Here is a 25,483-nt window from a genome sequence, read left to right on the forward strand (position 1 = left end):
CACCGTCGAGCGCCCCGGCCGGCCGCCTCGGGTCAGTGCCGGCCACCGGCCCGGTCGATGTCGGTGGCGTTGTCGTCGTCGGTGCCGGTGTAGCTCCACATGGCGTCGGCCACGTACGCGCCGAGCTTGTCCATCGCCTCGCCGAGCTTGGGCACGGTGGCCTTGATGGCCTCGTTCATCTGCTGCCCGCCGCCGCCGGGGACCTCGACCGACTTGTGGTACGTCTTGAGGAACTCCTCGGTGAACTCGTCGCGCGGCAGCGTCCCGGGCGCGGCCTCCAGTCCGGTGATCGCGCCGAGCTTGCCGTCCATCGCGGTGGACATCGACTGCCCGTTGATCCGGAGCCGGTTGGCGATGCCGAGGATGTCGGCGACGCTCGTCTTGATCTCGACGAAGCTACTCATCGTCGTCCCCCTTCAGGCGCACGTCGGCGTCGTGACTGTGCAGCAGTTTCTCCAGCTGCGCGCCGCCGGGGGCCATCCGGCGCAGGTCGGGGGCGAGGCTGCCGTCGAGGATCTCGCGGGACTGCTCGGCGGCGTCCTCCACGGCGAGCCGGACGGTCGCCACGATGGTGGCGGCGAGGGCCTTGGAGTTGGGGTTGCGGAACACCCGGGGGTCGATGTCCAGCTCCAGCAGGTGCCCCCGGGGGCCGACGACCGCCTTGACGGTGCGGTCGTCCGACCAGGCCGTGCCGGTCACCCGGAGCATCCGGCGCTGCACGTCGTCCATTCCGGACCAGGCCTTCTTGAGGTCACCGATCATGGCGGTCAACGCGCCGAAGTTCGGTCGTTCCTCCATCGTCCCTCCCCCGAGGTCCCTTCCGACGGGCAGCCTAACCGGGGCGGCCCGGCCCCGGCTGCCCCACCGGCCCGACGCCCTCCGGGTCGGAGGGCGTCGGGCCGGACCGGTCACATGCCGGCGGCGATCTGCTGGTCGACCTGCTGCATCCGCTCGGCCGACGCGCCGAGCTTCACGCCGACCCGGTTCAGCGCCTCCTTGATCTCGGTGGCGCCCTGGTTCCACTTCTGCCGGGCCTCGTCGCAGGCCTGCCCCGCCGGGCCCTGCCAGTCCGCCGCGAAGAGCTGGGTGAACTGGGTGTAGAGGTCCTGGAGGCTGCCGTCCATCTGGCCCTGGTAGGTGCCGATGGCGGTGGCCACATCGGAGATCTGGCCGAAGTTGTAGGTGATGGGACTGCTCACTGGAAGGTCACCTTTCGCTGGTCACAGCGGCACGGTTCGCCCGGGGAGGGCCGACGTGGCCGCAGCGGATACCGGCGGCGTCAGCCGCGCAGGATGCTCATCACGCTGGCGTCGCCGGTCTCGGCGGCGGCGTTGCGGATCTCGGTCGCGGCGTCCTCGTCGTTCATGCCGTACTGCGTGGCGGCGCTGGTCATCTTGCCGGACAGCTCGTCGAGCGCCGAGATGATCTTCTTCAGACCGTCGTTGAGCTGCACGGAGACGTCCTGAAGCGCGTTGTTGGCTGAGCCGCGCATGCCACTGCCGCCCAACGCCTGCACCCGTTCGACGAGTCGCGCCATGCCCAGTGCGAGGCCCTCGCCGGTCTCGTTGCACCGTTTCGCCATCGCGTTCAGCTGTTCCTGGGTGGCGTGAACCTGACCCAGTCCCGGAGTGTCGGTCAAGGTGGACTCACCCGCTCCTCTGCTTGCGCCCCCCGGTCAGGGAAGCGTCCCCTTGATGGTGGTGGCCGTCGTGGCCGACCCTGACGGTAGCGCCCCGTAACGAATCGGGCCACCTCACTTCGTCCAGAGTGGCTGGTCCGGGAGGCGACGACGGCGGTACCGGGTCCCGGCGGTGGTCGACAGCGGTTACGCTCGGGACGATTTCCGGTGACACTCGGGCGGGGGCCCGCCGCACCAGGGGAGGTTCGGTGGCGGAGGACGACGGCAGCAACCCGTACCAGCACGAGACCGACCAGAACACCCGGACCGACTGGCTGGCCGATCAGAAACCCGTCGACGTCGATCCGGACGGGCTGGTCGACTACGGCAAGAACATGGTCGTCATCCAGGAGAACCTGCAGGGCCACGGTGGCCGGTTGAGCCAGCTCGGCCAGTTGCCGCACCGCGCCTGGGAGGGTGCCGCGCTGCCCGAGGGCGTCTACGTCCGCACCCAGCTCACCCTCAACTATGCCGAGTTCCAGCAGTACCTGACCTACCTGGGCGCGGCGCTGACCAACATCGGCATGGCCGCGCAGACGGTGGCGGACGCCTACGCCAACACCGACGGCTGGTCGGCGGCCTCGCTGGACGCCGTCCGGTTCGCCTTCGGCGAGGCCGACGCGCCTCGCCCGGCCGGGCTGCCGCCGTTCGTCTCCGGCAAGACCTGGTGGGACCAGTACCTCGAAACGGTGTCGGGCGGGCAGGCCACCACCGCGCCGACCCCCGAGCAGTTCGTCGACCAGGGCCAGCCCCGGGTCGCCCCGGACGGCAGCATCACCTTCACCGCGCTCGGCCCCGGCGGCGTGGTACGCACCATCGTGCAGCGGTCCCTGCCCGGTGGCGTGGGCACCGAGACGGTCACCACCACGACCGACGCCACCGGCAAGGTGCTCGACAGCAGCACCAGCCGGACGACCACGGTCGTGACCGGCAACTCGACGGTGGTCACCACCACCAACACCGACGCCGAGGGCCGGCGCACCGGCGGCAGCCGGGAGACCACGTCGTACGGCGTCGACGGCGGTCGTACGGTGACCAGCGAGCAGCTCGACGCCGGGGACAAGCCGACCGCCACCCGGGTCGACGCGCAGCACGCCGACGGGACGCACACGATCACCACGACCGACGGTAAGGGCACCGTCACGCAGGAGCTGCACATCGGTCAGGACACCGAGGGCGTGGACCCGGCCGAGCTGACCGACTCCCCCGCCAAGCGGGCGCTGGACGAGATCAAGCAGCACGACTACGGCATCTGAGCCCGGGAGGACACCATGGCCGACTACTGGGGCGCCCAGGCGACGTACGCGCACGGCGGTCCGCGCGGCGAGGGCACCCGGTACGTCATGCCGCCCGAGAACCCGGACCTGAAGTTCACCCCGGCGCCCGGCGGCGAGGGCGGGGCCACCATCGAGACGGTCCGCCAGCAGGTGCTGGGGCAGCACCCGGAGGACATCTCGGCGCTGGCCGACCAGTGGCAGAACGCCTACAACCTGTTGCAGAGCATCCACCAGCAGTTGCTGTCCGCCAGTCAGACCCTGCACGACGAGCACTGGCAGTCACCGCAGGCCCGCGACGCGTTCCTCAAGGCGGGGCCGGGCAAGACGCTGGCGTACCTCGACGAGTGGATGGACGCGGCCCAGCACAACGTGACAGCGCTGCGGGCGATGGTCGGCATCGCCCGGGACTCCCGGGCGGAGATGGACCGGCTCTGGACGGAATACCAGGACGCCATCGACGACGCGAAGAACTCCGACGGCTGGACGCAGTTCTCCGAGGGCTTCAAGCAGGGCTTCACCCTGGGCCTGTACGACGGCGAGAAGGGCATCCAGGCGGCCGAGGCCGAGGCGGTGCGGGAGAAGCAGGAGGAGTACAACCGCCGGGCGCAGGAGTTGGCCAGGCGCACCGCTGACGACTACTTCGACACGTTGAGCAAGGTCAGTGGCGGGCACGGCCCGCCGTTCTTCCCGATGGACGCGGTGCTCAACCCGGTCGGTCACCCGCCGTGGCGCGGGCCGGTGGGCGCCCCGCCGCCGGTGGGGCCGCCCGGTGCCCGCCCGCCGGGGGTCGGGGCGACCCCGCCCCCGGCGTCGGTGCGGCCGGTGCCCCGGCCCACGCCGAGTGATCCGGACCAGTTGGCCCGGCAGGTGCTGGACACGCTCAGGCCGCCCCCGGAGGCCGGTGCGCCGACCCCGACGCCGGACACCGGCAACCGGGCGGGTCCCGCCGTGGCACCGCCGCCGGTGGTGCCGCCCCTGGTCGCGCCGCCACCCGGCCTGTCCACCGGAGCGCCCGGTCTGAACGGCGTGAACGCCAACGCCACCGGCGCGGGCCGGGCCGGGCTGGCCCGACCACCGGGCCTCGACGGGCTCACCGGCGAGCGCGGTGGGCTGCGCAGCGGGGTGCTGCGCGGTGGTGCCGGAGCGCCTGCGGTCAGCGAGCCGCCCCAGGCGTCGTTGCGGTCCCCCGGCGCGAGCGCCACCCCGCCACCGACAGGCGGCCGGGCCGCGCCGCCGAACGGGCTGCGTGGTCCCGGCGCCCCGTCGACGGCGGCCCCGCCGGCCGGTGCCCGGGGCACCCCGGCGGGCGGTTCCCCGCACTCCCCGGCCTCCCGCCGGCCGGGCAGCGGGGAACAGGCGGACCCGGCCCGGCGGGGCACCGTTCGCGCGGGTGCCGGCGACGAGGACCTGTTCGGCCGGCCGGCCGGGGAGACCACCGTGCCGGTGTTGCAGAACCGGCATCCGGAGGCGCGACGTACGTCCGGCGGTGCCGCCGGTGGTCGGGCCGGCGACGCCTCGACGCCGACCCGGCCGGGCACCGCCCCGCCCGTGCTGGGCAGCCCGGCCCGGGGTGCCGGGGTGACCGCTGCGCCCCGGTCGAAGCGCCGTGACCGGGCCGGTGCGGCACGGCCGGCGACGCCGGGCGGCGAGTGGTTGGGTGACGGCCGGTCGGAGGCGACCGCGCCGGTGCTGGACGCGCCGGCCGCGCCGCTGTCCGGGGGTCGGGTGTCCCGGCTGGAGGAGGTGCCGGGCGCGTTGCGTGGCCGGCCGTCGGCCGAGCCGACGCCCCGGCAGGCGCGCGGCGGCCAGCCGGTGCCACCGGAGCTGGCCCCCCGGCGGACCACCGCCGCGAAGCGGGACGACCGGGACGAGCACCACGACGGTCCGGGGATCGTCACCGACGAGCAGGCGTTCAGTGTGGAGACGCCGGGCGGTGGTGTGCTCGGCAAGCAGGCCGGGGACCGCTCCTACCGGGCCGAGCCGAAGACCGTCCTGGGCGGCAACTGACCGCTTTCCGGCCGGCCCGTCCCGGGCCGGCCGGAAGGCGGCGGGTCAGGACCAGCGTTCGCCGGTCAACCGTTCGTAGACGTCGACGTAACGGGCCCGGGTCGCCTCGACCACGTCGGCCGGGACCTCGGGCGCGGGGGACCGCTTGTCCCAGCCGCTACCGGTCGCCCAGTCCCGGACGTACTGCTTGTCGTAGGAGAACTGGGCCCGGCCCGGCTGGTACGACTCGGCCGGCCAGTAGCGCGACGAGTCGGAGGTGAGCACCTCGTCGCCGAGGACCAGGGTGCCGTCCGCCGCCCAACCCAGTTCGATCTTGGTGTCGGCGACCAGGATGCCCCGGTCGGCGGCGAGTTCCGCGCCCCGCCGGTAGACGTCCAGGGTGATCTGGCGCAGCCGCTCGGCGGTCTCCGCACCCACCTTGTCCACCACGTCGGCGAAGGTGATCGGCTCGTCGTGCTCCCCGGCCGGTGCCTTGGTCGACGGGGTGAAGATCGGCTCCGGCAGGATCGACGCCTCGACCAGGCCACGCGGTAGCGGCACGCCGGAGACTGCGCCGGTGCGCTCGTACTCCTTGAGGCCACCGCCGGTCAGGTAGCCCCGGGCCACGCACTCGACGGGCACCATGTCCAGCCGGCGGCAGCGGATCGCCCGCCCGGCGAACTCGGCGGGCACGTCGGTGGTCGAGATGACGTGGTGCGGCACCAGGTCGGCCAACTGCTCGAACCACCAGAGCGACAGGGCGGTGAGCAGCCGCCCCTTGTCGGGGATCGGGGTGGGCAGCACCACGTCGTAGACGGAGATCCGGTCGGAGGCGACCAGGATCAGGTCGTCGCCGTCCGCGTAGACGTCCCGGACCTTGCCCGAGTGCAGAAGTTCCACGTGCCCTAGTACACCACGCGGACGACGCCGGCCGGGTCGCCCACCCGGGCGGGCCGGGCGGGCGTTGACACCCGGCCGCGCCACCTGCGTGAATGGTCCGGCTACCGGCCCGCCCGTCCCCAGGAGCACCCTGTGTCCGCTGTGCGTCCCCCGCTGATCCGGCCCGGCGTCGACCCGGCCCGGCGGCGGCTGCTCGGCGCGCTTCTCGGTGTCCCGGTGCTGGCCACGGGCGGGCTGAGCGGGTGCGGCGGCGAGGCGGAGTCGCCGGCACCGGACGGCCCGGTGGAGCTGTCGGTCTTCTGGTACGGCGGCACCAGACGGGCCGAGGCCACCGAACGGGCCCTGCGGCTGTACTCGGCCCGCAACCCGCAGGTCACCTTCCGGGTGACCTGGCAGGGGCAGGGCGGCTACTACGAGCGGCTCGCCACCCAGGCCGGGGGCGGCAACGTGCCCGACCTGTTCCAGATCGACGACTCGATGCTCGGCGACTACGCCCAGCGCGGCATCCTGCTCGACCTGGGCGGCTACGTCGACGACGGCCGGATCAACCTGAACACCCTGCCGCCCGGCCTGGTCGACTACGCAAAGATCGACGACCGGGTGTACGGCGTCCCGGCCGCGCAGACCCACGCCGCCGTGGTGGTCAACCGCGACCTGCTGCGCCGGCTCGGGGTCGCCGAACCGACCACCTCGATGACCTGGGCCGACTATCTGAGCTGGGCCGCCGGGGTGACCCGGGCCAGCCGGGGCCGGGTCGCCGGCTCGATGGACCCGTCGGGCGACCACCGGGCGCTGTGGCTCTGGCTGCGCGGGTTGGGCACCAAGTTCTACCAGGGACGCCAGTTGGGTTTCGGCTCGGCCGCGCTGCTGGACTGGTTCGAGTTCTGGGAGCGGGCCCGCAGCCAACGGGCCACCCCGGCCGCCGCCCTGGTGGACCGCGCCGACGGTGGCGAGCCGGCCCGGCAGCTGGTGGTCAGCGGGCACACCGCCGCCTCGTTCGCCTGGTCGCACCAGTTTCCGGAGCTTCAGCGCTACAGCGAGGACGAGTTGGCCCTCGTCGGATTTCCCGGCCCCCGGGCCGCCCAGTGGGACCGGGCGTCGATGTACTGGGCCGGGTTCCGGGGCACCCGGCACCCGGGGTTGGTGGCCGACGTGGTCGACTTCCTCACCGGCAGCGTGGAGGTGGGCCGGCTCCTCGGCACCGAGCGGGGCCTGCCGGCCAGCCTGACCGTACGCCAGGCGGTCGTCCAGACCCTCGACGATCCGCTGGCCGAACGGGTCGCCGCCCTCGGTGAGGCGCTGCACCAGCAGGTCGGCCCGGCACCCGCGCCACCCCCGAGGGGGCACAACGAGGTGCGTGCCCTGCTCACCGAGGCGGCCCGGAGCATCCGCGCGGGACGCTCCGGGGCGCGGGCGGCGACGACACAGTTCATGGCCCGGGCCCAGGCGGCCCTGGCCCGGTGACGGGACAGGCGGTGACGCCGGTCGTGGATCAGCGGGGCGGGCGGTTGCGCCGGTTGCGGGTCAGCAGCACCACCAGCAGGACGATGCCGCCGACCACCACCAGGCAGCAGAGCAGCCCGAGGACGCCGAACCCGCCGCCGCGGGACCGCCGCCGGGCCGCCTCCACCACCAACTCGCCGGTGCCGGTCGACGCCCACGCGGCCGCCGGCACGAAGACCGAGAGCACGACCGCGCCGAGGACCGCGCTCAGCCGGCCCCACCATGTGATCCCTGTTGACGACCTGATCTCAGTAGACATGCCCTCATCCTGACCGAGGGCGGCAAGTCCGGCACCCCGAAGCCCGTACCGGCTCCGGACGGGACACCGGAAAACGGCGACAGGCCCCGGAGGTGAACCTCCGGGGCCTGTCGAACGAGTAGCGGGGACAGGATTTGAACCTGCGACCTCTGGGTTATGAGCCCAGCGAGCTACCGAGCTGCTCCACCCCGCGTCGGCCCGTTAAGCCTAACCCATCCGCCCGACGGAGATCGGCCGGCCCCCCGATCCACCGTCCGCCCAGCTCAGGATGCCCGCCGGGGTCACCTGCCGCCCGCACCTGTCCGCTCGCCGACTGCGGTACGCCGATTCCCGACGCCACGGCAGGCCCACCGATGCCGAGGCGGAAACGCGACAGGCCCCGGAGGTGAACCTCCGGGGCCTGTCGAACGAGTAGCGGGGACAGGATTTGAACCTGCGACCTCTGGGTTATGAGCCCAGCGAGCTACCGAGCTGCTCCACCCCGCGTCGGCTGGTTAACCGTAGCCTACCGACCCCCGGGCCCGCAAAACGCCACCCGGTGGTCAGTCCAGCCAGTCCCGGAGCGCGTCCACCGCCCGCCGGCTGTCGGCGTCCACCTGCGACCTGTCACTGGACGTGCCCTCCCAGCCCTGCTCCCAGAGCACGGTCACCACGTCCCCGAGCCGGATCGCCCGGACCAGCCGGATCTCGTCCTCTCCGGCCGGGTCACCCGCCCCTTCGGAGTACGACCGGCGCAGCTCGAACAGCACCGACTCGTCGCCGTAGCCGCCCCCGCCGAGCAGCCGGTACCGGGACGTCACCCCCGGGGTGTCGGACGACTGCTGGACCGGGCAGTCCCGCACCGCAGCCCGCAGCTCATCGAGCACGTCCTCGGCGCGGCCGGCCCGGTACAGGGTGATGGTGTGCCGGTAGCTGCCGTCCGGGACGTACCCCTTGGGGGTGTCGGCGTACCGGAAGGCCAGGGCGCGGCCCCGGCGCTGGACGACACCTGCGTCGCCGGGGTGTGCGCCGCACAGCTGCGGCAGCGCCGGCCCGGTGGTGAACGTCGGCCGCATGCCGGTGTCGTTGGCCGCGGCGAGGGTGAAGAAGGCCGCGTCGGGGATCGCGGTCGGCGGTCGGCCGGCCGGCGACGTGACGGTCGGACCGACAGTGCGGGCCGGCGACCGGCTGGCGGAACCGGTGGGCGCGGACGCGGTCGGGACGGAGGTCATGGTCGCCGCCGGCGACACCGCCGGGGCGGGCACCGCGACGGCGCTGGTGGACGGGGAGGAGGGCGGCCCGGCCGGCGTGCTGGGCGCGGCGGTGGACACGAACCGGGTGCCGGCCGCCGTCCCGCCCACCAGGGCGGCCACGGCCAGCACCCCCGCCGCCGCCCGCAGCCGGGCCCGCCGGTCGGCGTACCGACGGACCAGGGCGGGCGGAACCAGGCCGCCCGGGTCGGTGTCCTGCGCCAACGACCGGTAGAAACGGTGCAGCTCACGCGACATCGTTGACCTCCAGCTCCTTCGCCGAGACGCCGGGGAGCAGCTCGGCCAGCCGGGACCGCCCCCGGGACAGCCACGACTTCACGGTGCCGCTGGGCACCCGGGCCTCCCGGGCTATCTCCTCCACCGGCATGTCGAACAGGTAGTGCAGGGCCAGCGCCTGACGCTGGTTGGCGGGTAGCTGCCGCAGCGCGGCCACCAGCAGCACGGTGTCCTCACCTGGTGGTCGTACGTCCTCCGGTGGCCCGGTACGGCTCAGCGCCGTCCGCCAGCTCCGTAACCGGCGGAACCGGTCGGCGGCCAACCGGCTGACCACCAGCCGCAGCCACGCCTCCGGCGCGGGGTGCTGCGCCAGCCGGCCCCACTGTCGCCAGGCGCGGGCGTACGCCTCCTGGACGAGGTCCTGTGCCTCACCGTGGTCGCCCGCCACGGCGTGACCGTAGCGCAGGGTCCGCGCCGAGGTGCTCCGGTAGAACTCGTCGAAACTCCGCTCGTCCCTCATGCCCGCACCACGTCCCCCCGTCCCGGCCACCTGCACTGGAGACGGTCAGCGGCATCGTCAGGTTGCGGGACGACAGGTCGGAAAAGCGACGGAGCCCACGACCCCGGTCCGGATCGTGGGCCCCGCCGACGCGGGAGCGGGCGGGTCAGCCGCCACCGGAAGGCGTCGGTGAGGCGGGCGGGTTACCGCTGGACGCGCTCGCCGGGTTGCCCTGCTGGGCCTGCTGGAAGGCGGTGATCGCCTCGTCCAGCGCCTTCAACGCGCGGCCGTACCGCTCGAAGTCGCCGGACGCCTGCGCGGCCTTGACCTCGGCGATGGCCGCCTGGACCCGCTGGGTGGCGGCGGCCAGGTCGGCGCTGGGCGGTGGGGTGCTCGCCCCGGGCGAGGCCGTGGGCGAGGGGGACGGCGGGGTGCCGCCCGGGGGCGGCGTCTCGCCACCCGGCGGTGGGGTGGTCCCCTGCCCGGCCCGTTTGCCCTGCTCGACGAGCTGCTTGATGCCGTCGGTGACGTTGTTGGCCAGCACCACGTACGAGCCGCCGTCGCCGTACGACAGGAGCACCTTCTGCAACAACGGGTACGCGTCCTGCTGGTTGCTCTTGACGTAGACCGGCTCCACGTAGAGCATCCCGTTGCCGAACGGCAGCGACAGCAGGTTGCCGTACTGCACCTGGGCCTGGTTGGAGGAGAGCAGGTTCAGCTCGGTCCGGATGGTCGCGTTGTTGGTCATCTGTTGGTGCACCTGCACCGGGCCGGAGATCCGGGTCTGGTCGGGCAGCTCCAGCACCTCCAGCTTCGGCCGCCCGTCGACGTACGACCCGGAGATCAGCGCGGCGAGGTTCTGCCTGCCGTTCGGGGTGACCGCCGAGGTGAGCTGGAACCGGGGCGCGTCCTGGTTGGGGAACTGGGTGAACAGGTAGTACGGCGGCTGCTTCTGCCCGCTGTCCGGCGCGTCCGGCACGTTCGGCACCTGCCAGAAGTCCTGGCCGGAGTAGAAGTCGCCGGGGTTGGTGACGTGGAACTTGGTGAGCAGGTTGCGCTGCACCTTGAACATGTCGGCCGGGTAGCGGAAGTGGGCGGCCAGGTCGGCCGGGATGGCGCTCTTGGGCAGCACCAGATCCCCGCCGAACGCCTTGTTCCACGCCTTGAGCACCGGGTCGCCGTCGTCGAACTCGTAGAGCCGGACCGTGCCGTCGTACGCGTCGACGGTAGCCTTCACCGAGTTGCGCATGTAGTTGACGTTCTCGCGGGCGAGTTGGAACGTGCCCCGGTTGGTCAGCTCGTCGGTGGTCTCCTGCTGGAGGTTGATCCGCTCGGCGTACGGGTAGGTCGCGGCCGTGGTGTAGCCGTCGATGATCCACTGGATCTTGCCGCCCACCACCGCCGGGTACGGGTCGCCGTCGAGGGTGAGGAACGGCGCGACCTTCTCCACCCGGTCCCGGGGGTTGCGCACGTACAGCAGCTTGGAGTTGTCGTTGACCGCCTCGGAGAGCAGGAAGTTCGTCTCCTGCTCCTTGATCGAGTAGAGCAGCCGCCTGGTGAACGAGCCGATCTCGACGCCACCCTCACCGGTGTAGGTGTAGTACTGCTCGCCGCCGGTGGTCGGGGTGGGCCGGTCGAACTCGACGTCCTTGTCCGCGCGGGTCTGGCCGACGATGGCGTAGTCGTCGGGCTGCATCCGCTCGCCGTAGTAGATCCGCGGCTGGCTGGCCGGGATCTGCTCGGCCTGCGAGGAGCACGCCTCCTGCGCCTTCTCGCCGAGGAAGCCGGAGACGAAGTACGGCTGACCGCCGCAGACGACCTGGTTGGCCGGGGCCGCGACCAGGCCGTAGCCGTGGGTGTAGACGGTGTGCCGGTTGATCCAGTTGTTCTGCTGGTCGGTCAGCTCGCCGTAGTTGATCTCCCGGACCCCGACCACGTAGTCGGAGGTCTTGTTCTCCACCGAGTACCTGTCGATGTCCAGCTTGGGACCGAAGTCGTAGAACCCCCGGACCTGCTGGAGCTGGGTGTACGTCTCGGAGACGAGCTGTGGGTCGAGCAGCCGGACGTTCGGCACCACCGAGGTGTCGGTGGCCAGGCTGGCCGGCGGCACCAGGTTGCTCGCCGCGTACCCCTCGGTCTGCACCTCGGATATGTCGAAGGCGTTGCGGGTGGCGTCGATGCTGCGCTGGATGTACGGGGCCTCCTTGTCCCGGGCGCTCGGCTTGACCTCGAAGGTCTGCACCGCCCAGGGGTAGATGCCACCGATCGCGACGGCGGAGACCCCGAGCAGCGCCAGCGAGATGCCCGGCCAGACCAGGTTCCGCATCACCGCGTTGGAGAACACGATGATGGCGATGGCCACCACCACCGAGATGTACGCCAGGATCTCCTTGGCCGGCAGCAGCGCGTTGACGTCGGCGTAGCCGGCGCCGTACAGCTTGGCGCCCTCGTTGTACTCCAGCAGCATGGCCCGCCGGTCCAGCACGTACGCGACGGCCTTGAGCAGGACGAAGACCGCGACCAGCGTGCTCAGGTGGGCCCGCGCGGCGTTGGTCATCCGGTCACCGACGCCCTGCAGGCGCACCCCGCCGAAGACGTAGTGCACGGCCAGCGCACCGATCAGCGCCAGCACCACCGCGGTGAAGCCGACCCCGAGCAGGTAGCGCCAGAACGGCAGCTGGAAGACGTAGAAGCCGACGTCGATGCCGAACTCCGGGTCCTTGACGCCGAAGTCGCCGCCGTTGCGGAACAGCAGCCACTGGCTCCACCGGCCCTGCGCGGAGAGCCCGGCGAACAGGCCGAGCACCACGGCGGTCAGGCTGATCCAGGTGCCGATGCGCGGCGTGAGGAGCATCCGGTACCGCTCCAGGGTGGCCTGCTCCAGCGAGTGCGGGCGCAGCTTCGGCCGCAACCGGTACGCCAGCCACAGGTTCCCGCCCACGAACACGGCCAGGCCGAGCCCGACGGCGAGGAAGAGCAGCAACCGGGTGAGCAGCACGCCGGTGAAGACCTGGGTGTAGCGGACCTCGTCGAACCACAGCCAGTCGGTCCACGCCTGCACCCCCCAGCCCAGCAGGGTGAACAGGAGGAACACCCCGACCAGGACCCCGATGGTGACGCGTCCGCGCCGACTCATCCTCGGCAGGGGGCTGCTACGCATGGCCACTGTTTGGCTCCGCACGCTCGATGTGATCGGCTCCGGACAGGCACCCAGAGTACGGGGTGTTCCTGAACGTGTCGGGTCAGGTCGTGCCCGGGTCGCCGCCGGTGTCCCCGGGTGGCCCCACCCTCAGCAGCGGGTCGGCTCCCCACCGGCGCGCAACGTGTCCAACGCGGTCAATGCCTCGTCCAACGAGCCGACCTTGAGCATGGGCAGACCGGGTTGCGGGTTACGGACCGCCTCGGCGCAGTTGTCGGCGGGGACCAGGAACACCTTGGCCCCGGCCTGCTTCGCCCCGACCAGCTTCTGGGCGATGCCGCCGATCGGACCGACCCGGCCCTCGTCGTCGATCGTGCCGGTGCCGGCGATGATCTTCCCGCCGGTGAGGTCCTCCGGCTTGAGCTTGTCGATGATGCCGAGGGCGAACATCAGCCCGGCGCTCGGGCCACCGATGTCCTTCAGGTCGATCTTCAGGGTGAACGGGTGCGGCTGCCGCTGGTCGGGGACCACGCCGATGCGCGGCCGGCCGTCGGATTCCCGGCTGGTCACGGTGGCGGTGCCGGCTGCGCCGTCACGGACGTACCCGATGGTCAGCGCGGTGCCGGCGGGCTTGCCCCGGACCAGCTCGACCAGCCGGGTCGCCGAGGTGACCTTGACGCCGTCGACGGTGGTGACCACGTCGCCGGCCTTGAGCGCGCCGGCCGCCGGCCCGTCCGCGGCGACCTCCTTCGCCACCACCTCGACCGGATAGCCGAGCTTGACCAGGGCTGCGGTCTCGGCGCTGCTCTGCGAGTTCTGGAAGTCCTCGGCGTTGCGCTTCTCGACCTCCTCCTGTGACTCCCCCGGCGGGTAGACCAGTTCCCGGGGGACCACCGCCTCGTCCTTGGACAGCCAGCCGGCGATCGCGGCGCGCAGCTTCACCGTCGGCTGCACGCCGACCGTGGTCATCCGGAGCTGGCCGGCGGAGGTGGAGGTCTCCCGGCCGCTGACCTGGATGACCTCCCGCCCGTCGGAGGTGCCGAGGGTGTTCACCGTCGGCCCGGGGCCGAGCACCACGTACGGGATGGGCGCGCCGAGCACGCCGATGCTCAGCAGGGTGGTGAGCAGAGCACCGAGGAGGACGGTCACGCCACGACGTCTCATGTGGCAGAGCGTACCGACAGGTGGCGGCGGGTCCGGCGGGCTGCGGCGGACTTCGCCCTCAGCGCAACGCCGACGCCGGCTACCAGGGGCGCGGCGCGCGTACCGTAGACGTCGTGCCTGATATTCCGTTCGGTTTCGCGCTCCCGGGTGGGCAACCACCAGACCCCAACGATCCCGCGCAGATGCAGCAGTTCATGTCGCAGTTGCAGCACCTGCTCTCCGCGCCGGGCAGCGGGCCGGTCAACTGGGACCTGGCCCGCCAGGTGGCCGCCAGTCAGCTCGCGGCCACGGGCGACCCGATGGCCTCCCCCTACGAACGGCACGCGGTGGAGGAGGCGCTGCGCCTGGCCGACCTCTGGCTGGAGCCGGCGTCGGCCTGGCCGACCGGCATCCGCACCTCCCTGGCGTGGAACCGCAACGAGTGGATCTACAAGACGCTCGACGTCTGGCGCAAGCTCTGCGACCCGGTAGCCAGCCGGATGGTGGGCGCGATGGGCGACCTGGTCCCGCCGGAGGCACGCGCCCAGCTCGGCCCGATGCAGTCGATGGTCGCCACCCTGGGCGGGGCGCTCTTCGGCGGCCAGCTCGGGCAGGCCCTCGGGCAGCTCGCCGCCGAGGTGCTCTCCGCCGGTGACATCGGCCTGCCGCTCGGCCCGGCCGGCACCGCCGCGCTGATCCCGGCCAACATCCGGGTGTACGGCGAGGGCCTGGAGCTGCCGGAAGACGAGGTACGCCTCTACGTGGCCCTGCGCGAGGCGGCCCACCAGCGGCTCTTCGAGCACGTCCCGTGGCTGCGCGGGCACGTGCTGACCGCGGTCGAGAACTACGCGTCAGGCATCCGGGTCAACCGGGAGGCGATCGAGGAGGCGATGGGCCGGGTCGACCCGACCGACCCGGAGTCGATGCAGGCGATCGCCCTGGAAGGGATCTTCACCCCGGAGGACACCCCCGCGCAGAAGGCGTCGCTGGCCCGGCTGGAGACGGTACTCGCGCTGGTCGAGGGCTGGGTCTGCCACGTGGTGGACAGCGCGGCGGCCGACCGGCTGCCCAACGTGGTCCGCCTCGGCGAGGCGTTCCGTCGCCGCCGGGCGGCCGGCGGGCCGGCCGAGCAGACCTTCGCCGCGCTGGTCGGCCTGGAGCTGCGTCCGCGCCGGCTGCGGGAGGCGTCGGCGCTCTGGGCGGCGCTTACCGAACACCGGGGCATCGCCGGGCGGGACGCGGTCTGGGGCCACCCCGACCTGCTCCCCTCGGACGCCGACTTCGCCGACCCGGTGGCGTTCGCGAGCACCTCGACGGATCTCGACGACGAGCTGGCCACCTTCGACTTCACCGCCCCTGGCGGCCCCGAGGAGCAGGCACCGGGCAGCCGTCCCCGCCCCGACGACACCGACGGCGACACCGACCGGCCCTGACCAGCCGTGCCACCGGCCGGACCGCCCGCGACCCGGGCGGCCCGGCCGGTCGCCGTTGGTCGGCCGGCTGCGATGGTCGGGCCGGGTGCGGTAGTCGAGCCGGCTGCGGTGGCCGGCCGGTCAGGTGCGGTGGCCGGAGAGCAGGGCGCGGGTCGCCTCCCAGCCCTCGACGGCCGGGTCCAGGACGGCCAGGTCGGCCGGGCCGCGCAGCCGGTGCCAGCCGGGGGTGACCGCCACGTCGGCCGGGGCGGGGGCCGCGCGCCGCAGGTCCGCCGGCCCGGCGACGTCCAGGTCCAGCGCCGGCAGCCACCCGGGTACGGGCAGCCGGGACGCCACGCCGAGCAGTCCCGGGCCGCCCTCGACGGGGGCGACGGCGACGGGTCGGCTGGTCAGGGGGCGCAGCAGCTTGCCCAGGACGAGCCCCGGCAGGTCGGGGGCGTCGGCGGCGACCACGGCGGCCTGGTCGTACCCGTCGAGGGCGGCCAGCACGGCGGTGACGGTCGGCTCGGGCACCTCGTACACGGGGGTGTCGGGCCAGCGCACCGCGTCGGCCAGCCAGCGGTCGGCCGGGGTCACCGCGAGCGCGGACTCCACCTCGGCGAGGGTGGCGAGCAGGTCCACCACGTCCTCGGCCATGGCGGTACGCCAGCGCGCCGGTTCCACCCCGGGCGGCGTCCAGGCCACCGGACCGAGCAACGCCACCACCACCCGTCGGACCATTACCCGACCCTAGTGGGCGCGGTGCGGATGATCGACTCCTGTGGGTCGGAGGAGCGCCGTCGACGCCGCCCGGACACCGCTGCCCGCGCCCAGATGAGTTGATCAACCCCGGCAGGGCGGTCGACGGGTGGGGCGGTCAGCCGGCGATCGGCACGGCGGAGGCGGCGGCGACCCCCTCCAGGTAGCCCCGGGCCCGTTCGGTCTTGGCGTACCGGCCGACCAGGGCCCAGAAGCGGGCGTTGTGGCTCGGCACGATGAGGTGCGCCAACTCGTGCAGCAGCACGTAGTCGAGCACCCAGTCGGGCATCTCCTGGAGCCGGTGCGAGATCCGGATGGTCCGGTCGGCGGGGGTGCAGGAACCCCATCGGCCGTTCTGGTTGGTGACCCAGCGGACGCTGGCCGGCAGGGCGTCGCCACCCTGGTCGGCCAGGTACAGGTTGATCAGGCGCAGGGCCCGGTCGAGCAGTTCGGTGTCGTTGCGGGCCAGCCGCCCTTCCCGGGCGGCGAGCCTGGCGAGCATCCGGTCGACCCACTCGCTCTCCTCGGCCCGGGAGAACTGGTCCGGGATGAGCACCACGACGCGCTCGCCGTCCCGGTAGGCGGACACCGTGCGTCGGCGGCGCTGACTGCGCCGTACCTCGACGACTGGCTTCCGCGCCGCCGCCATCAGTGGGCCGCGCTGCCGTGGTTTCCTGCCACGATGGAAAGCTAATGCGTACTGACCAGGGGTCCGCAAGGGTCAACACCCCGACACGCGCCCGGAAAATGGTGGTTAGTAGTAAGGAGTCCGAAAAAAACTGGTGGTGACCATGAGGCTGGACCCTCGTCACCCTTCGTGGCGACGCCGGAAGCCACCGCCGGGCACGATCTCCACCGTAGGTGATCGGTCCCGACGGCGTGGCCGCACCCCGTCCGGGGGACCTCCCAGAGGGCTCCACACGGCGTGTCCCCGGCAAACTCACTTATCCCGCCTATTTCGGGATGCACACTCTCGACGTCGACTTGCTCACAGTGTCGATGCACCGCTGACATGGAACCGCCCAGACCTGGGTAGGGTCCGCCAACCGGCGGTCACGTGGGTGGCCGCGGGGAAGGACCCGGCGCCGGCGCCCCCACGGCCCGCCGCCGGGAGCACCGCCGGACCGACGTGCCCGGCGGACGAGACGAGGAGGCTACCGTGGCCGACCAGGCCCAGACCTACAACGGTTACTGCGTGAAGTGCAAGGAGAAGCGGGACTTCGAGGGGCACGTCGAGGTTTCGAAGACCGGGATGAACATGGCCAAGGGCAAGTGTCCGGTGTGCGGCACAACAGTGAACCGCATCCTGGGCAAGGCCAAGGTCTGATCCGTCCGGGCACGTGGCGGGAGGGGCGGCCCGGTGGGCCGCCCCTCCCGCGACTCCCACCCGAACCGCCCGCAGCACCCGAACCCGACCCGACCCTGGCAGCGCCCCGCCACCCACCACCCCGGGCGGCACATCTGTCAGCTGCCCGACATGACTCCCGGTGACCTGTGGATAACTCACCGAATCCTGTGGACAACGCTGGATCTGGCGCTGCGCACCTGTGGACAACGATCGACGCACCGCAGGGACTCGGTCACGATTCGTTGTCATGAGCCCGCCCCACCCCGCGTCCACCCAGCCCGCGCCCGCCCACCGCACACCCTCCCAGCCCGCGCCCGCCCGTACCGTGCTGCTGCGTCCCGCCCTGCTGCCGGGCCTGACCCGGCTCTGGCGGGACCGGCACACCCTGCAGCTGGGGCTGACGCCCGGCCGGGCCGTCCTGCTGGAGGTGGCCGACTCACGGGTCATCCGGCTGCTCGACCTGCTCGACGGCACCCGCAGCGAACGCGACGTGCTCGCGGACGCGGCGAGCGCCCGGGTCGACCCGGGCCAGGCCCGGGGGCTGATCGACACCCTGCACGCCGCAGGGCTGGTCGTACCGGCGCACACCCTGCTCCCCCGCGACCTGACCGGCCCGGACCGGACCCGGCTGGCCGCGGAGGCCGGGGCGCTCGCCCTGGCCGCGCCCGCCCTGCCCGGCACCCCGGCCCAGGTGCTCCGTCGCCGCCGCGTCGCCCGGGTGGTGGTGGCCGGGGCTGGCCGGCTCGGTGCGCCCGTCGCCGTGGCCCTGGCCCAGGCCGGCGTCGGGCAGGTGACGATCGGGCTGACCGGCCCGGTGCAGCCGGGTGACCTGGTGGGCACCGGGCTGGCCGCCGCCGACGTCGGGCAGCCGCTGGCCGCCGCGGTCCGGGCCGCCATCGACCGCGCCGCACCGGGCACCCGCACCCGCCAGGCCGGCCGCCGCCGGGTCGAGCTGGTGGTACAGCTCGGCACGGACCGCCCGCCGGACCTGCTCGCCACCGGATACGCCCGGCGTCGCCAGCCCCACCTGCTGCTCACCCTGCGGGAGGGGATGCCTGTGGTAGGCCCCCTGGTCCGGCCACCGGTGGGGCCCTGCCTGCACTGCCTGGAGCTGCACCGCACCGATCGTGACCCGGGCTGGCCCGGCCTGGCGGCCCAGCTCGCCACCGCCCCGGCCGACCAGTCCTGCGGCACAGCCATCCTGCTCACCGCCGCCGGTTACGCGGTCGCCGAGGCGCTGACCCAGCTCGACGGCGGCACCCCGGAGACGGTCGGCTGCACGGTGGAGGTCGGGCCGGGCGGCCGGTTACGCCGTCGGGCCTGGGCCCCGCACCCCGACTGCTCCTGCTCGGGCCGCTGACGCGGTCCGCGCCGGCCGGTCGCCGCCGCAGCCGGTCGGGGATGGGCCCGTCCGGTCGGTCCGTCCGGGGCACGGCGGGGGCGGCGGACCAGGCTCGCGGGGATCACGGACGGGCGTCGCGGGAGCGCGGAACGGCGGACGGGGCCACCCAGCCCGGCTTCAGCGCAGCAGCGTGGCCACGAAGTCGGTAACAATGGCCAGGTGACCGACATCCCGCGCCGCGCCGTGTCCCGGACCGCCAAGCTCGCCGCTCTGCCGCTCGGCTTCGCCGGTCGGACCGTCCTCGGGATGGGCAAGCGGGTCACCGGCATCGCTTCCGACGTCATCTCCGCCGAGATCCAGCAACGCACCGCCGAGCAACTCTTCAGCGTCCTCGGGCAGCTCAAGGGCGGGGCGATGAAGTTCGGCCAGGCGCTGTCGGTGTTCGAGGCGGCGTTGCCGGACGAGATCGCCGCGCCCTACCGGCAGGCGTTGACGAAGCTCCAGGAGGCCGCCCCGCCGCTGCCGGTGGCGAGCGTGCACAAGGTGCTCGCGGAGCAGCTCGGGCCGGACTGGCGGGACCGGTTCGTCGAGTTCGACGACGCCCCGGCCGCGGCGGCCAGCATCGGCCAGGTGCACCGGGCGGTCTGGCGGGACCCGGAGACCGGGGTGTCCCGGACGGCCGCCGTCAAGATCCAGTACCCGGGCGCGGGGGACGCGCTGCTCGCCGACCTCAAGCAGCTGTCCCGGCTGGGCGGGATGTTCCGCGCCATCCAGCCCGGCCTGGACGTCAAGCCGCTCCTGGCCGAGCTGCGGGAACGCATCACCGAGGAGTTGGACTACGAGTTGGAGGCCGAGTCGCAGCGCGCCTTCGCCGCCGCGTACGCCGACGACCCGGAGATCTTCATCCCGGCGGTGCTCTCGTCGTCGCCCCGGGTGCTGGTCACCGAGTGGATCGAGGGAACGCCGCTGGCGGACATCATCCGGGAGGGCACCGAGGCGCAGCGCGACACGGCCGGCCGGCTGATGGCGACCCTGCACCTGTCCGCCCCGCCCCGGGCCGGGCTGCTGCACGCCGACCCGCACCCGGGCAACTTCCGGTTGCTGCCGGACGGCCGGCTCGGTGTGATCGACTTCGGCGCGGTGGCCCGGATGCCCGAGGGCACCCCGGAGCCGATCGGCCGGCTGCTCGGGCTGTCGTTGCGCGGCGACGCCGACGCGGTCGTCGCCGGGCTGCGCGAGGAGGGCTTCGTCAACCCGACCGAGCCGATCGACGCCGAGGCGCTGCTGGACTACATCCGCCCGATGCTGGACCCGGTGGCGCAGGAGGAGTTCCGGTTCACCCGGGCTTGGCTGCGCGCCGAGGCGACCCGGCTGGCCAGCCCGAAGTCGCCCGCCTTCCAGTTCAGCAGGCAGCTCAACCTGCCGCCGTCGTACCTGCTGATCCACCGGGTGACGCTGGGCTCGATCGGGGTGCTCTGCCAGTTGGAGGCGAAGGCCCCCTACCGGGGCATCCTGGAACGCTGGCTGCCCGGCTTCGCTCCGGTCGCCTGACCGGCGACGGCTTGGCACGACGCGGGGGCGGCGACCGTGATCCGGTCACCGCCCCCGCGTGTCAGTGGTGGTTTCAGAGAACGCCCAGGTCGCGAGCCGACTGGCTCCGGCTGTTCATCGCGACGGTACGGGCGGAACGGTGCGCCTCAGTGCTCGTGGTGGTACGACCGGCCTGAGGCCGGCGCATTCGAGCCCGGGACAACGCTTCGTGGAGTAGTTGCATCTCGGTTCCGTTCGGCAGGTGCAGCATCGGGGTCAACTTTCTCGCGGCCGATGATCATCGGCGGGTGGGTGGAACGGATCGGGTAGGTCAGGCTGCCAGTCGGACCGCGCTGCGCGAGGTGGCCACACCACTGGCCGCCAGTCGCGCCTCGGCCTCGACCCGGAGGGCGGCGTCGCGGGCGAGGTCCTCCTTGCGCGGACGGCCCCGGGGCCGCTTACGCGGGACGACCGCGCCACGCTCGAAGATCTCGCCGCCCCAGACGCCCCACGGCTCGGCCCGCTCGACCGCCCCGGCCAGGCACTCGACGCGCAGCGGGCAGTCCCCGCAGAGCGACTTGGCCAGCTCCAGGTCGGTGGGCGAGTCGGAGAACCACAGGTCGGGGTCGAACTTCCGACAGGGCAGGTTCGCCTCCAGCTCGACGCTCACGTCGAGGGGGGCCAACGCCAGACTCATCTCCCGGTCACCTCTCTCTCACTTCGATCTCGTGGATCGCATTTCCGACGTACTTCGACGGGCAAAAAACTGAGGCCGCGGATCCCGGTGAGCGGGTTCCGCGGCCTCGAGGTGAGCCGGTGGTCTGAGTGTCAGACCGGTCTACCTCGAGGTGGAACGCCGCGGACATCCATGCGCTTCGTGGCGACATCGATGCCCAGACCCGTGAAGCCACTGGTCCCCTCGACACCCGCAGTGGGCGCAACAGTCAGGTTCAGCTCGGCCTGAACCGAGACCTGGTGCACCTGCGGGATCGACGGTCGCGGAGCGGCAAGGGCCACCCACACAGCCGACAGCGGAGCGCGGGCAGCTGGCATCGCCGCCGGACGCTCATAGGTGATGATCTCCACGGGTGCCACCTCCCTCACGTTCCTCGTGCCGATTCGGACTCAGCCCCCGTGAGCAGCCGTTATGGCGCTGCTCCCGAGGTGCGTCCTGAGGCTATTCCTCGCCACGGGGCGAGGGCAAACGAATTTACGACGAGATTTCGAGAGTTTTTTCCGGGCCGATCTCGTCGACCGTCGCGCCGGCCACCAACGCCAGCACCGCCTCGCCGTACAGGCCGAGTTTGCGGGGGCCGATGCCGGCGATCGCGATCAGCTCCTCGACCCGGCCCGGCCGCCGTTCGGCCAGCGCGACCAGGGTGGCGTCGGTGAAGACCACGTAGGCGGGGACCCGCTGCGCCCCGGCCACCCGGGCCCGCCAGTCGCACAGCCGCTCGTAGAGCTGCTCGTCGATGTCGGACGGGCAGGTGGGACAGCGGCCCAGCTTACGGTCCGCCCCGGCGAGCAGGGTCGCGCCACAGATCCGGCAGGAGACCACCGGGGCCCGCCGCCGCTCGACCGCCCGCTTCGCCCCGCCCGCGCCGCCCGCCCGGCCCGTACCGGCCCGTTCGCCGCCGCCGCTGCGGTCCAGCTGGGGCAGGAACCGCGACGGGCGGCGGGCCCGCCCACCAGGCGAGCGGGCCGACGCGTACGACAGCCAGAGCCACTGCCGGGCCCGGGTGATCCCGACGTAGAGCAGCCGCCGTTCCTCCTCGACCTGCTCCGGGGTCCGGGCGTACGAGGTGGGCAGGGTGCCCTCGGAGAGGCCGACCAGGAAGACCGCGTCCCACTCCAGCCCCTTGGCCGAGTGCAGGGAGGCCAGGGTCACCCCGTCCACCGTCGGCACGTGCTGCTGGGCGGCCCGCCGGGCCAACTCGTCGTTGAAGTCGGCCAGGCTGGCCTGGCGCTCCACCGTCGCGGCCTCGCCGATAGGCAGCACCTCGGGGGTGGCCGCGTACTCCTCGGCGAGCTGGACCAGGGCGGCGAGCGCCTCCCAGCGTTCCCGGGCGGCGCCACCGGGCGGAGCGGTGTCGGGCGTCCAGCCGACGGCGGTCAGCGCCTCCCGGACGGCGATCGGCAGCGGCGTCCCGCCGGGGATCGAGCGGGTGGCGGCCCGCAGCGCCACCATCGCCTGGCGGACCTCGGCGCGCTCGAAGAACCGCTCCGCCCCCTGCACCACGTACGGGACGCCGACCTCGGTCAACGCCTTCTCGTACGCCTCGGACTGGGCGTTGGTGCGGAACAGCACGGCGATCTCCTTCGCCGGGGTGCCCCCGTCGACGAGCGTCCGGCAGCGGGCCGCCACCGCGGTCGCCTCGGCCGGCTCGTCGGTGAAGATCCGCAGCTCCGGTTCGGGGCCGGGCGGGCGCTGGCCGTGCAGCTCCAGCCGTAGCCGCGCCTCGGTGCCCCGGGCCTGCCCGATCACCGCGTTGGCCAACCCGACCACCTGCGGGGTGGAGCGGTAGTCGCGGACCAGCCGGACCACCGTGGCCGCCCGGTGCCGGCGCGGGAAGTCGATCAGGTACGCCGAGGTGGCCCCGGTGAACGAGTAGATCGTCTGGCTGGCGTCACCGACCACCGTCACGTCGTCCCGGCCGCCCAGCCAGGCGTCGAGCAGCCGCTGCTGGAGCGGGTTGACGTCCTGGTACTCGTCGACCACGAAGTGCCGGTACTGGCCGCGTACCTGCTCGGCGACGTCCGGGTGCTCCTCGATGCCCCACACCGCGGCGCGCAGCATGTCCTCGAAGTCGATCACCCCGGAGGAGCGCTTCAGCCGCTCGTACGCGGTGAACACCTCGGCCACCCTCGCCGGCTCGTACGGCGTCTCGCGCAGTGCCCGGGTCGCGGCGACCACGTACTCCCCCGGTTCGACGAGCGACGACTTGGCCCACTCGATCTCGCCGGCCAGGTCCCGGGCGGCGGCCCGGTCGGCCCGTAGGCCGACCTTGGCGGCGGCCAGGGTGACCACCCGGACCTTGCTGTCCAGCAACTCCGGCATGGCCCGCCCGGACAGCAGCCGGGGGGCGAAGTAGCGCACCTGGCGCAGCGCCGCCGCGTGGAACGTCCGGGCCTGCACGCCCGGCACCCCGATCAGGGCCAGCCGGTGCCGCATCTCGGCGGCGGCCCGCGCGGTGAAGGTGACCGCGAGCACGTGCCGCCCGGAGATCCCGCCGGTCAGCACCCGGTGGGCGATCCGGGAGGTCACCGCCCGGGTCTTGCCGGTGCCGGCGCCGGCCAGGACGCAGACCGGGCCGGCCGGGGCGGTCACCACCGACCGCTGCTCCGGGTCCAGCCCGGCGAGCACCGTCTCCGCCGCTGAGTGAACCGCCACAGCGAGGAATCATCTCAGCTCCGGCCGGTGTTGCACCGGTTAGCCTGGCCTGACCCGGGCCGGTGCGGCGACCCTTGGAGGATCCGACGATGTTGACCATGTATTCCACTCCGTGGTGCGGCTACTGCCACCGGCTGAAGTCGCAGCTGGACCGGGAAGGCATCGGGTACGAGGTGGTCGACATCGAGCAGGACCCGAAGGCCGCGGACTTCGTGATGAGCGTCAACGGCGGCAACCAGACCGTGCCGACGCTGCGCTTCGCCGACGGCAGCGCCCTGACCAACCCCTCCATCACCCAGGTCAAGCAGCACCTGGCCACGATCGCGGGCTGAGCCCTCCCCGCTTCGCGCAGCGGCCGACCCCCACCGGGGCCGGCCGCTGCGTCGTGTCGCGGGGTCAGCGCCCGGGCAGCCGGTCGGCGGTCGGGTCGGGCAGCGGACGACGGGGGGCCGGGATGCGGGCCACGGGCGGTGTCGTGGGCGGGACCGGCGGCTTCGGTGGGAGCGGCGGGGTGAGCCGACGTCCCCGCCAGAGCCACAGGCCGGCGGCTGTGGTGACCACCCCGACGAGCACGAAGAGCAGCCGGTAGTCGAACACGCCGACGAGCAGCGCCCCGGCCCCGATGGAGACCGCCTGCGGCCCGCTGACCAGGGCCTCGGAGGCAGCGGTGACCCGACCGAGCAGCCCCGGCGGGGTGCGCCGCTGGACCAGCGTGGTCAGCCCGACCATGGTCAGCGGCAGGGACAGTCCGGCCAGCAGCAGGGCCAGCACGCCGAGCCGGAGGTCCGGCCAGGCCAGGGTCAGCGCGGCCGGGCCGAACAGGGTCACCCCGGCGGCGAGCGCGCCCAGTTCGCCGACCCGGCGCACCACCGTCGACGAGAGCAGGCCGCCCGCCAGGCCGCCGATCCCCTGCACGGCGATCAGCACCCCGACGAAGGCGGCGTCACGGCGCAGCCCCTGGTCGACGTACGCGAAGATCAGTGATTCGGTGAAGCCCATCACGAGCGAGCCCAGACCGTAGCCGAGCAGGGCCCGGCGCAGGGCGGCCTCGCGGGTCAGGTGGCGCAGCCCCGCCCCCAGCTCGGCGGGCCAGCGCAGGGCGGCGGTGGCCGGCGGGTGCTCGGTCACCCGGAGCAGCCCCACCACGGCGGCGGCGACCAGGAACCCGGTCATCGCCAGGCTGGTCAGCAGCCAGCCACCGATCGTGGCGTAGAGGGCCGCGCCGGCCAGGGGGCCGCCGAGGCGCAGGCCCTGTCGCACTGTCTGCAACGCCCCGTTCGCGTCGGCCAGCAGCTCACTCGGCACGAGCTGGCGCAGCAGACCGCTCAGGGTCGCGTGCAGCGTCAGGTAGGACAGCCCGTAGCAGGCGGCCACCACGTAGATGATCCAGACGTCGGCCCGGTCGCGGACCGCGAAGAGCGGGCTGAGCAGCAGGGCGGTGCCCAGGTTCGCGACCACGAAGAACGGCCGCCGGCGGTAGCGGTCGACCACCCAGCCGACCAGCGGGGCCAGGATCATCGGCGCGATGATCGCGAAGATCGTCGCGCCGGCCAGCCCGTCGGAGCCGGTCAGGTCCTTGACCCAGATGGCCAGGGCGAGCAGCAGCATCGACTCGGCCGCCATGCTGGCCAGCAGCGCGACGAAGAGCAGACGGAAGTCGGGGCGGCGCAGGACGGTGCGCATGGGTTCCCTCCGGCGGGGGTGGCGTCCGGCTGGACGCGTACGGGGAACTGCCGCCGGTGGGGACGGCGTCGTCCCGGCCCGGCTGACACGTTCCACAGTCGTCTTTCTGTCGCAAGACACGCCCTCGCCGGGACCTCCGACGCCGGTCGCGCCGTCCATACTGACCGT

24 protein-coding genes and 2 tRNA genes are annotated in these 25,483 nt (G+C 73.1%); 8 read left to right on the plus strand and 18 right to left on the minus strand.

Features of this window, described 5'->3' with window-relative positions:
* Window positions 1–32: 32 nt before the first annotated feature.
* The 4 genes from Q2K16_RS15170 to Q2K16_RS15185 form a co-directional block, all read right to left on the minus strand.
* Entirely contained in the window at window positions 33–404 is a 372-nt protein-coding gene (locus tag Q2K16_RS15170; RefSeq protein WP_302746196.1) for a hypothetical protein, read from the minus strand.
* A complete protein-coding gene (locus Q2K16_RS15175) occupies window positions 397–798 on the minus strand; it encodes a YbaB/EbfC family nucleoid-associated protein (RefSeq protein ID WP_088644221.1) in 402 nt (133 codons plus the stop codon). The genes Q2K16_RS15170 and Q2K16_RS15175 overlap by 8 nt, the downstream gene beginning before the upstream one ends.
* 110 nt (window positions 799–908) lie before the next feature.
* Window positions 909–1,199 (minus strand): WXG100 family type VII secretion target, encoded by a 291-nt coding sequence (locus tag Q2K16_RS15180; protein ID WP_302746198.1) that lies wholly within the window; start codon window positions 1,197–1,199, stop codon window positions 909–911.
* Window positions 1,200–1,279: 80 nt separating this feature from the next.
* Window positions 1,280–1,639 (minus strand): WXG100 family type VII secretion target, encoded by a 360-nt coding sequence (locus Q2K16_RS15185; protein ID WP_228544714.1) that lies wholly within the window; start codon window positions 1,637–1,639, stop codon window positions 1,280–1,282.
* 248 nt (window positions 1,640–1,887) lie between these two features.
* Here Q2K16_RS15185 and Q2K16_RS15190 point away from each other — a divergent pair, with 248 nt between their 5' ends.
* Window positions 1,888–2,934 carry a WXG100 family type VII secretion target gene (locus Q2K16_RS15190; protein ID WP_302746201.1) on the plus strand — a complete coding sequence of 349 codons (1,047 nt, stop codon included), beginning with the start codon at window positions 1,888–1,890 and terminating at the stop codon, window positions 2,932–2,934.
* Between the two features lie 15 nt (window positions 2,935–2,949).
* Window positions 2,950–4,962 (plus strand): WXG100 family type VII secretion target, encoded by a 2,013-nt coding sequence (locus Q2K16_RS15195; RefSeq protein ID WP_302746202.1) that lies wholly within the window; start codon window positions 2,950–2,952, stop codon window positions 4,960–4,962.
* 45 nt (window positions 4,963–5,007) lie between these two features.
* On the opposite strand, the gene Q2K16_RS15200 is transcribed toward Q2K16_RS15195, so the two are convergent.
* Window positions 5,008–5,841: a phosphoribosylaminoimidazolesuccinocarboxamide synthase gene (locus Q2K16_RS15200; RefSeq protein ID WP_302746204.1), complete on the minus strand. Its 834-nt coding sequence runs from the start codon at window positions 5,839–5,841 to the stop codon at window positions 5,008–5,010.
* A gap of 132 nt (window positions 5,842–5,973) precedes the next feature.
* Between Q2K16_RS15200 and Q2K16_RS15205 the strand changes: the two genes are divergently transcribed.
* Window positions 5,974–7,305, plus strand: a complete 1,332-nt coding sequence (locus Q2K16_RS15205) for an ABC transporter substrate-binding protein (RefSeq protein WP_302746206.1) — start codon at window positions 5,974–5,976, stop codon at window positions 7,303–7,305.
* A gap of 28 nt (window positions 7,306–7,333) precedes the next feature.
* Here the strand turns inward: Q2K16_RS15205 and Q2K16_RS15210 are convergent, their stop codons facing one another.
* The 7 genes from Q2K16_RS15210 to Q2K16_RS15240 form a co-directional block, all read right to left on the minus strand.
* On the minus strand, window positions 7,334–7,603 hold the full coding sequence (locus Q2K16_RS15210; protein WP_302746208.1) for a hypothetical protein: 270 nt from the start codon (window positions 7,601–7,603) through the stop codon (window positions 7,334–7,336).
* 119 nt (window positions 7,604–7,722) lie between these two features.
* A tRNA-Met gene (locus Q2K16_RS15215) sits at window positions 7,723–7,796 on the minus strand.
* Window positions 7,797–8,015: 219 nt separating this feature from the next.
* Window positions 8,016–8,089: transfer RNA gene (locus tag Q2K16_RS15220), tRNA-Met, on the minus strand.
* Window positions 8,090–8,145: 56 nt separating this feature from the next.
* Window positions 8,146–9,090 (minus strand): hypothetical protein, encoded by a 945-nt coding sequence (locus tag Q2K16_RS15225; RefSeq protein WP_302746209.1) that lies wholly within the window; start codon window positions 9,088–9,090, stop codon window positions 8,146–8,148.
* Complete coding sequence (locus Q2K16_RS15230; RefSeq protein ID WP_145921578.1) at window positions 9,080–9,589, minus strand: SigE family RNA polymerase sigma factor; 510 nt, start codon at window positions 9,587–9,589, stop codon at window positions 9,080–9,082. The genes Q2K16_RS15225 and Q2K16_RS15230 overlap by 11 nt, the downstream gene beginning before the upstream one ends.
* Window positions 9,590–9,734: 145 nt before the next feature.
* Window positions 9,735–12,728 carry a UPF0182 family membrane protein gene (locus Q2K16_RS15235; RefSeq protein WP_302746210.1) on the minus strand — a complete coding sequence of 998 codons (2,994 nt, stop codon included), beginning with the start codon at window positions 12,726–12,728 and terminating at the stop codon, window positions 9,735–9,737.
* Between the two features lie 129 nt (window positions 12,729–12,857).
* On the minus strand, window positions 12,858–13,871 hold the full coding sequence (locus Q2K16_RS15240; protein ID WP_302746212.1) for a YlbL family protein: 1,014 nt from the start codon (window positions 13,869–13,871) through the stop codon (window positions 12,858–12,860).
* 113 nt (window positions 13,872–13,984) lie between these two features.
* Between Q2K16_RS15240 and Q2K16_RS15245 the strand changes: the two genes are divergently transcribed.
* The gene (locus tag Q2K16_RS15245; protein ID WP_302746213.1) at window positions 13,985–15,283 is read left to right on the plus strand and encodes a zinc-dependent metalloprotease; all 1,299 of its coding nucleotides are present in this window, start codon (window positions 13,985–13,987) and stop codon (window positions 15,281–15,283) included.
* A gap of 120 nt (window positions 15,284–15,403) precedes the next feature.
* Here the strand turns inward: Q2K16_RS15245 and Q2K16_RS15250 are convergent, their stop codons facing one another.
* Both Q2K16_RS15250 and Q2K16_RS15255 read right to left on the minus strand, forming a co-directional pair.
* Window positions 15,404–16,003: a hypothetical protein gene (locus Q2K16_RS15250; protein ID WP_302746214.1), complete on the minus strand. Its 600-nt coding sequence runs from the start codon at window positions 16,001–16,003 to the stop codon at window positions 15,404–15,406.
* A gap of 136 nt (window positions 16,004–16,139) precedes the next feature.
* Window positions 16,140–16,670 carry a M48 metallopeptidase family protein gene (locus tag Q2K16_RS15255; protein WP_088644234.1) on the minus strand — a complete coding sequence of 177 codons (531 nt, stop codon included), beginning with the start codon at window positions 16,668–16,670 and terminating at the stop codon, window positions 16,140–16,142.
* Between the two features lie 510 nt (window positions 16,671–17,180).
* Here Q2K16_RS15255 and Q2K16_RS15260 point away from each other — a divergent pair.
* The 3 genes from Q2K16_RS15260 (at window position 17,181) to Q2K16_RS15270 (ending at window position 20,262) form a co-directional block, all read left to right on the plus strand.
* Complete coding sequence (locus tag Q2K16_RS15260; protein ID WP_007464795.1) at window positions 17,181–17,348, plus strand: DUF5679 domain-containing protein; 168 nt, start codon at window positions 17,181–17,183, stop codon at window positions 17,346–17,348.
* Between the two features lie 268 nt (window positions 17,349–17,616).
* Window positions 17,617–18,729, plus strand: coding sequence for a ThiF family adenylyltransferase (locus Q2K16_RS15265; RefSeq protein WP_302746221.1), 1,113 nt, complete (start codon window positions 17,617–17,619; stop codon window positions 18,727–18,729).
* 201 nt (window positions 18,730–18,930) lie between these two features.
* Window positions 18,931–20,262 carry an ABC1 kinase family protein gene (locus tag Q2K16_RS15270; RefSeq protein ID WP_302746223.1) on the plus strand — a complete coding sequence of 444 codons (1,332 nt, stop codon included), beginning with the start codon at window positions 18,931–18,933 and terminating at the stop codon, window positions 20,260–20,262.
* 310 nt (window positions 20,263–20,572) lie between these two features.
* Here Q2K16_RS15270 and Q2K16_RS15275 read toward each other — a convergent pair whose 3' ends face one another.
* The 3 genes from Q2K16_RS15275 to Q2K16_RS15285 all read right to left on the minus strand — a co-directional run bounded on the left by Q2K16_RS15275 (window position 20,573) and on the right by Q2K16_RS15285 (window position 23,632).
* A complete protein-coding gene (locus Q2K16_RS15275; protein ID WP_145921584.1) occupies window positions 20,573–20,938 on the minus strand; it encodes a WhiB family transcriptional regulator in 366 nt (121 codons plus the stop codon).
* A gap of 131 nt (window positions 20,939–21,069) precedes the next feature.
* Window positions 21,070–21,327 (minus strand): hypothetical protein, encoded by a 258-nt coding sequence (locus tag Q2K16_RS15280; RefSeq protein WP_302746225.1) that lies wholly within the window; start codon window positions 21,325–21,327, stop codon window positions 21,070–21,072.
* A 124-nt stretch (window positions 21,328–21,451) separates the two neighbouring features.
* Window positions 21,452–23,632 (minus strand): ATP-dependent DNA helicase UvrD2, encoded by a 2,181-nt coding sequence (locus Q2K16_RS15285; RefSeq protein ID WP_302746227.1) that lies wholly within the window; start codon window positions 23,630–23,632, stop codon window positions 21,452–21,454.
* Window positions 23,633–23,721: 89 nt separating this feature from the next.
* Here Q2K16_RS15285 and Q2K16_RS15290 point away from each other — a divergent pair, with 89 nt between their 5' ends.
* A complete protein-coding gene (locus Q2K16_RS15290; protein ID WP_145921586.1) occupies window positions 23,722–23,964 on the plus strand; it encodes a mycoredoxin in 243 nt (80 codons plus the stop codon).
* Between the two features lie 64 nt (window positions 23,965–24,028).
* On the opposite strand, the gene Q2K16_RS15295 is transcribed toward Q2K16_RS15290, so the two are convergent.
* Window positions 24,029–25,315, minus strand: a complete 1,287-nt coding sequence (locus tag Q2K16_RS15295) for an MFS transporter (protein WP_368052552.1) — start codon at window positions 25,313–25,315, stop codon at window positions 24,029–24,031.
* Between the last annotated feature and the right edge of the window lie 168 nt (window positions 25,316–25,483).

This window comes from Micromonospora cynarisoli (assembly GCF_030518815.1).
Taxonomy (GTDB): domain Bacteria; phylum Actinomycetota; class Actinomycetes; order Mycobacteriales; family Micromonosporaceae; genus Micromonospora; species Micromonospora wenchangensis.

What these genes read in the sequence shown, in the direction of transcription:
- Q2K16_RS15170 (WP_302746196.1), bottom strand. Translation starts at nt 404, where the DNA reads ATGAGTAGCTTCGTCGAGATCAAGACGAGCGTCGCCGACATCCTCGGC.
- Q2K16_RS15175 (WP_088644221.1), bottom strand. Translation starts at nt 798, where the DNA reads ATGGAGGAACGACCGAACTTCGGCGCGTTGACCGCCATGATCGGTGAC.
- Q2K16_RS15195 (WP_302746202.1), top strand. Translation starts at nt 2,950, where the DNA reads ATGGCCGACTACTGGGGCGCCCAGGCGACGTACGCGCACGGCGGTCCG.
- Q2K16_RS15210 (WP_302746208.1), bottom strand. Translation starts at nt 7,603, where the DNA reads ATGTCTACTGAGATCAGGTCGTCAACAGGGATCACATGGTGGGGCCGG.
- Q2K16_RS15225 (WP_302746209.1), bottom strand. Translation starts at nt 9,090, where the DNA reads ATGTCGCGTGAGCTGCACCGTTTCTACCGGTCGTTGGCGCAGGACACC.
- Q2K16_RS15230 (WP_145921578.1), bottom strand. Translation starts at nt 9,589, where the DNA reads ATGAGGGACGAGCGGAGTTTCGACGAGTTCTACCGGAGCACCTCGGCG.
- Q2K16_RS15235 (WP_302746210.1), bottom strand. Translation starts at nt 12,728, where the DNA reads ATGCGTAGCAGCCCCCTGCCGAGGATGAGTCGGCGCGGACGCGTCACC.
- Q2K16_RS15240 (WP_302746212.1), bottom strand. Translation starts at nt 13,871, where the DNA reads ATGAGACGTCGTGGCGTGACCGTCCTCCTCGGTGCTCTGCTCACCACC.
- Q2K16_RS15250 (WP_302746214.1), bottom strand. Translation starts at nt 16,003, where the DNA reads ATGGTCCGACGGGTGGTGGTGGCGTTGCTCGGTCCGGTGGCCTGGACG.
- Q2K16_RS15255 (WP_088644234.1), bottom strand. Translation starts at nt 16,670, where the DNA reads ATGGCGGCGGCGCGGAAGCCAGTCGTCGAGGTACGGCGCAGTCAGCGC.
- Q2K16_RS15265 (WP_302746221.1), top strand. Translation starts at nt 17,617, where the DNA reads ATGAGCCCGCCCCACCCCGCGTCCACCCAGCCCGCGCCCGCCCACCGC.
- Q2K16_RS15275 (WP_145921584.1), bottom strand. Translation starts at nt 20,938, where the DNA reads ATGAGTCTGGCGTTGGCCCCCCTCGACGTGAGCGTCGAGCTGGAGGCG.
- Q2K16_RS15290 (WP_145921586.1), top strand. Translation starts at nt 23,722, where the DNA reads ATGTTGACCATGTATTCCACTCCGTGGTGCGGCTACTGCCACCGGCTG.
- Q2K16_RS15295 (WP_368052552.1), bottom strand. Translation starts at nt 25,315, where the DNA reads ATGCGCACCGTCCTGCGCCGCCCCGACTTCCGTCTGCTCTTCGTCGCG.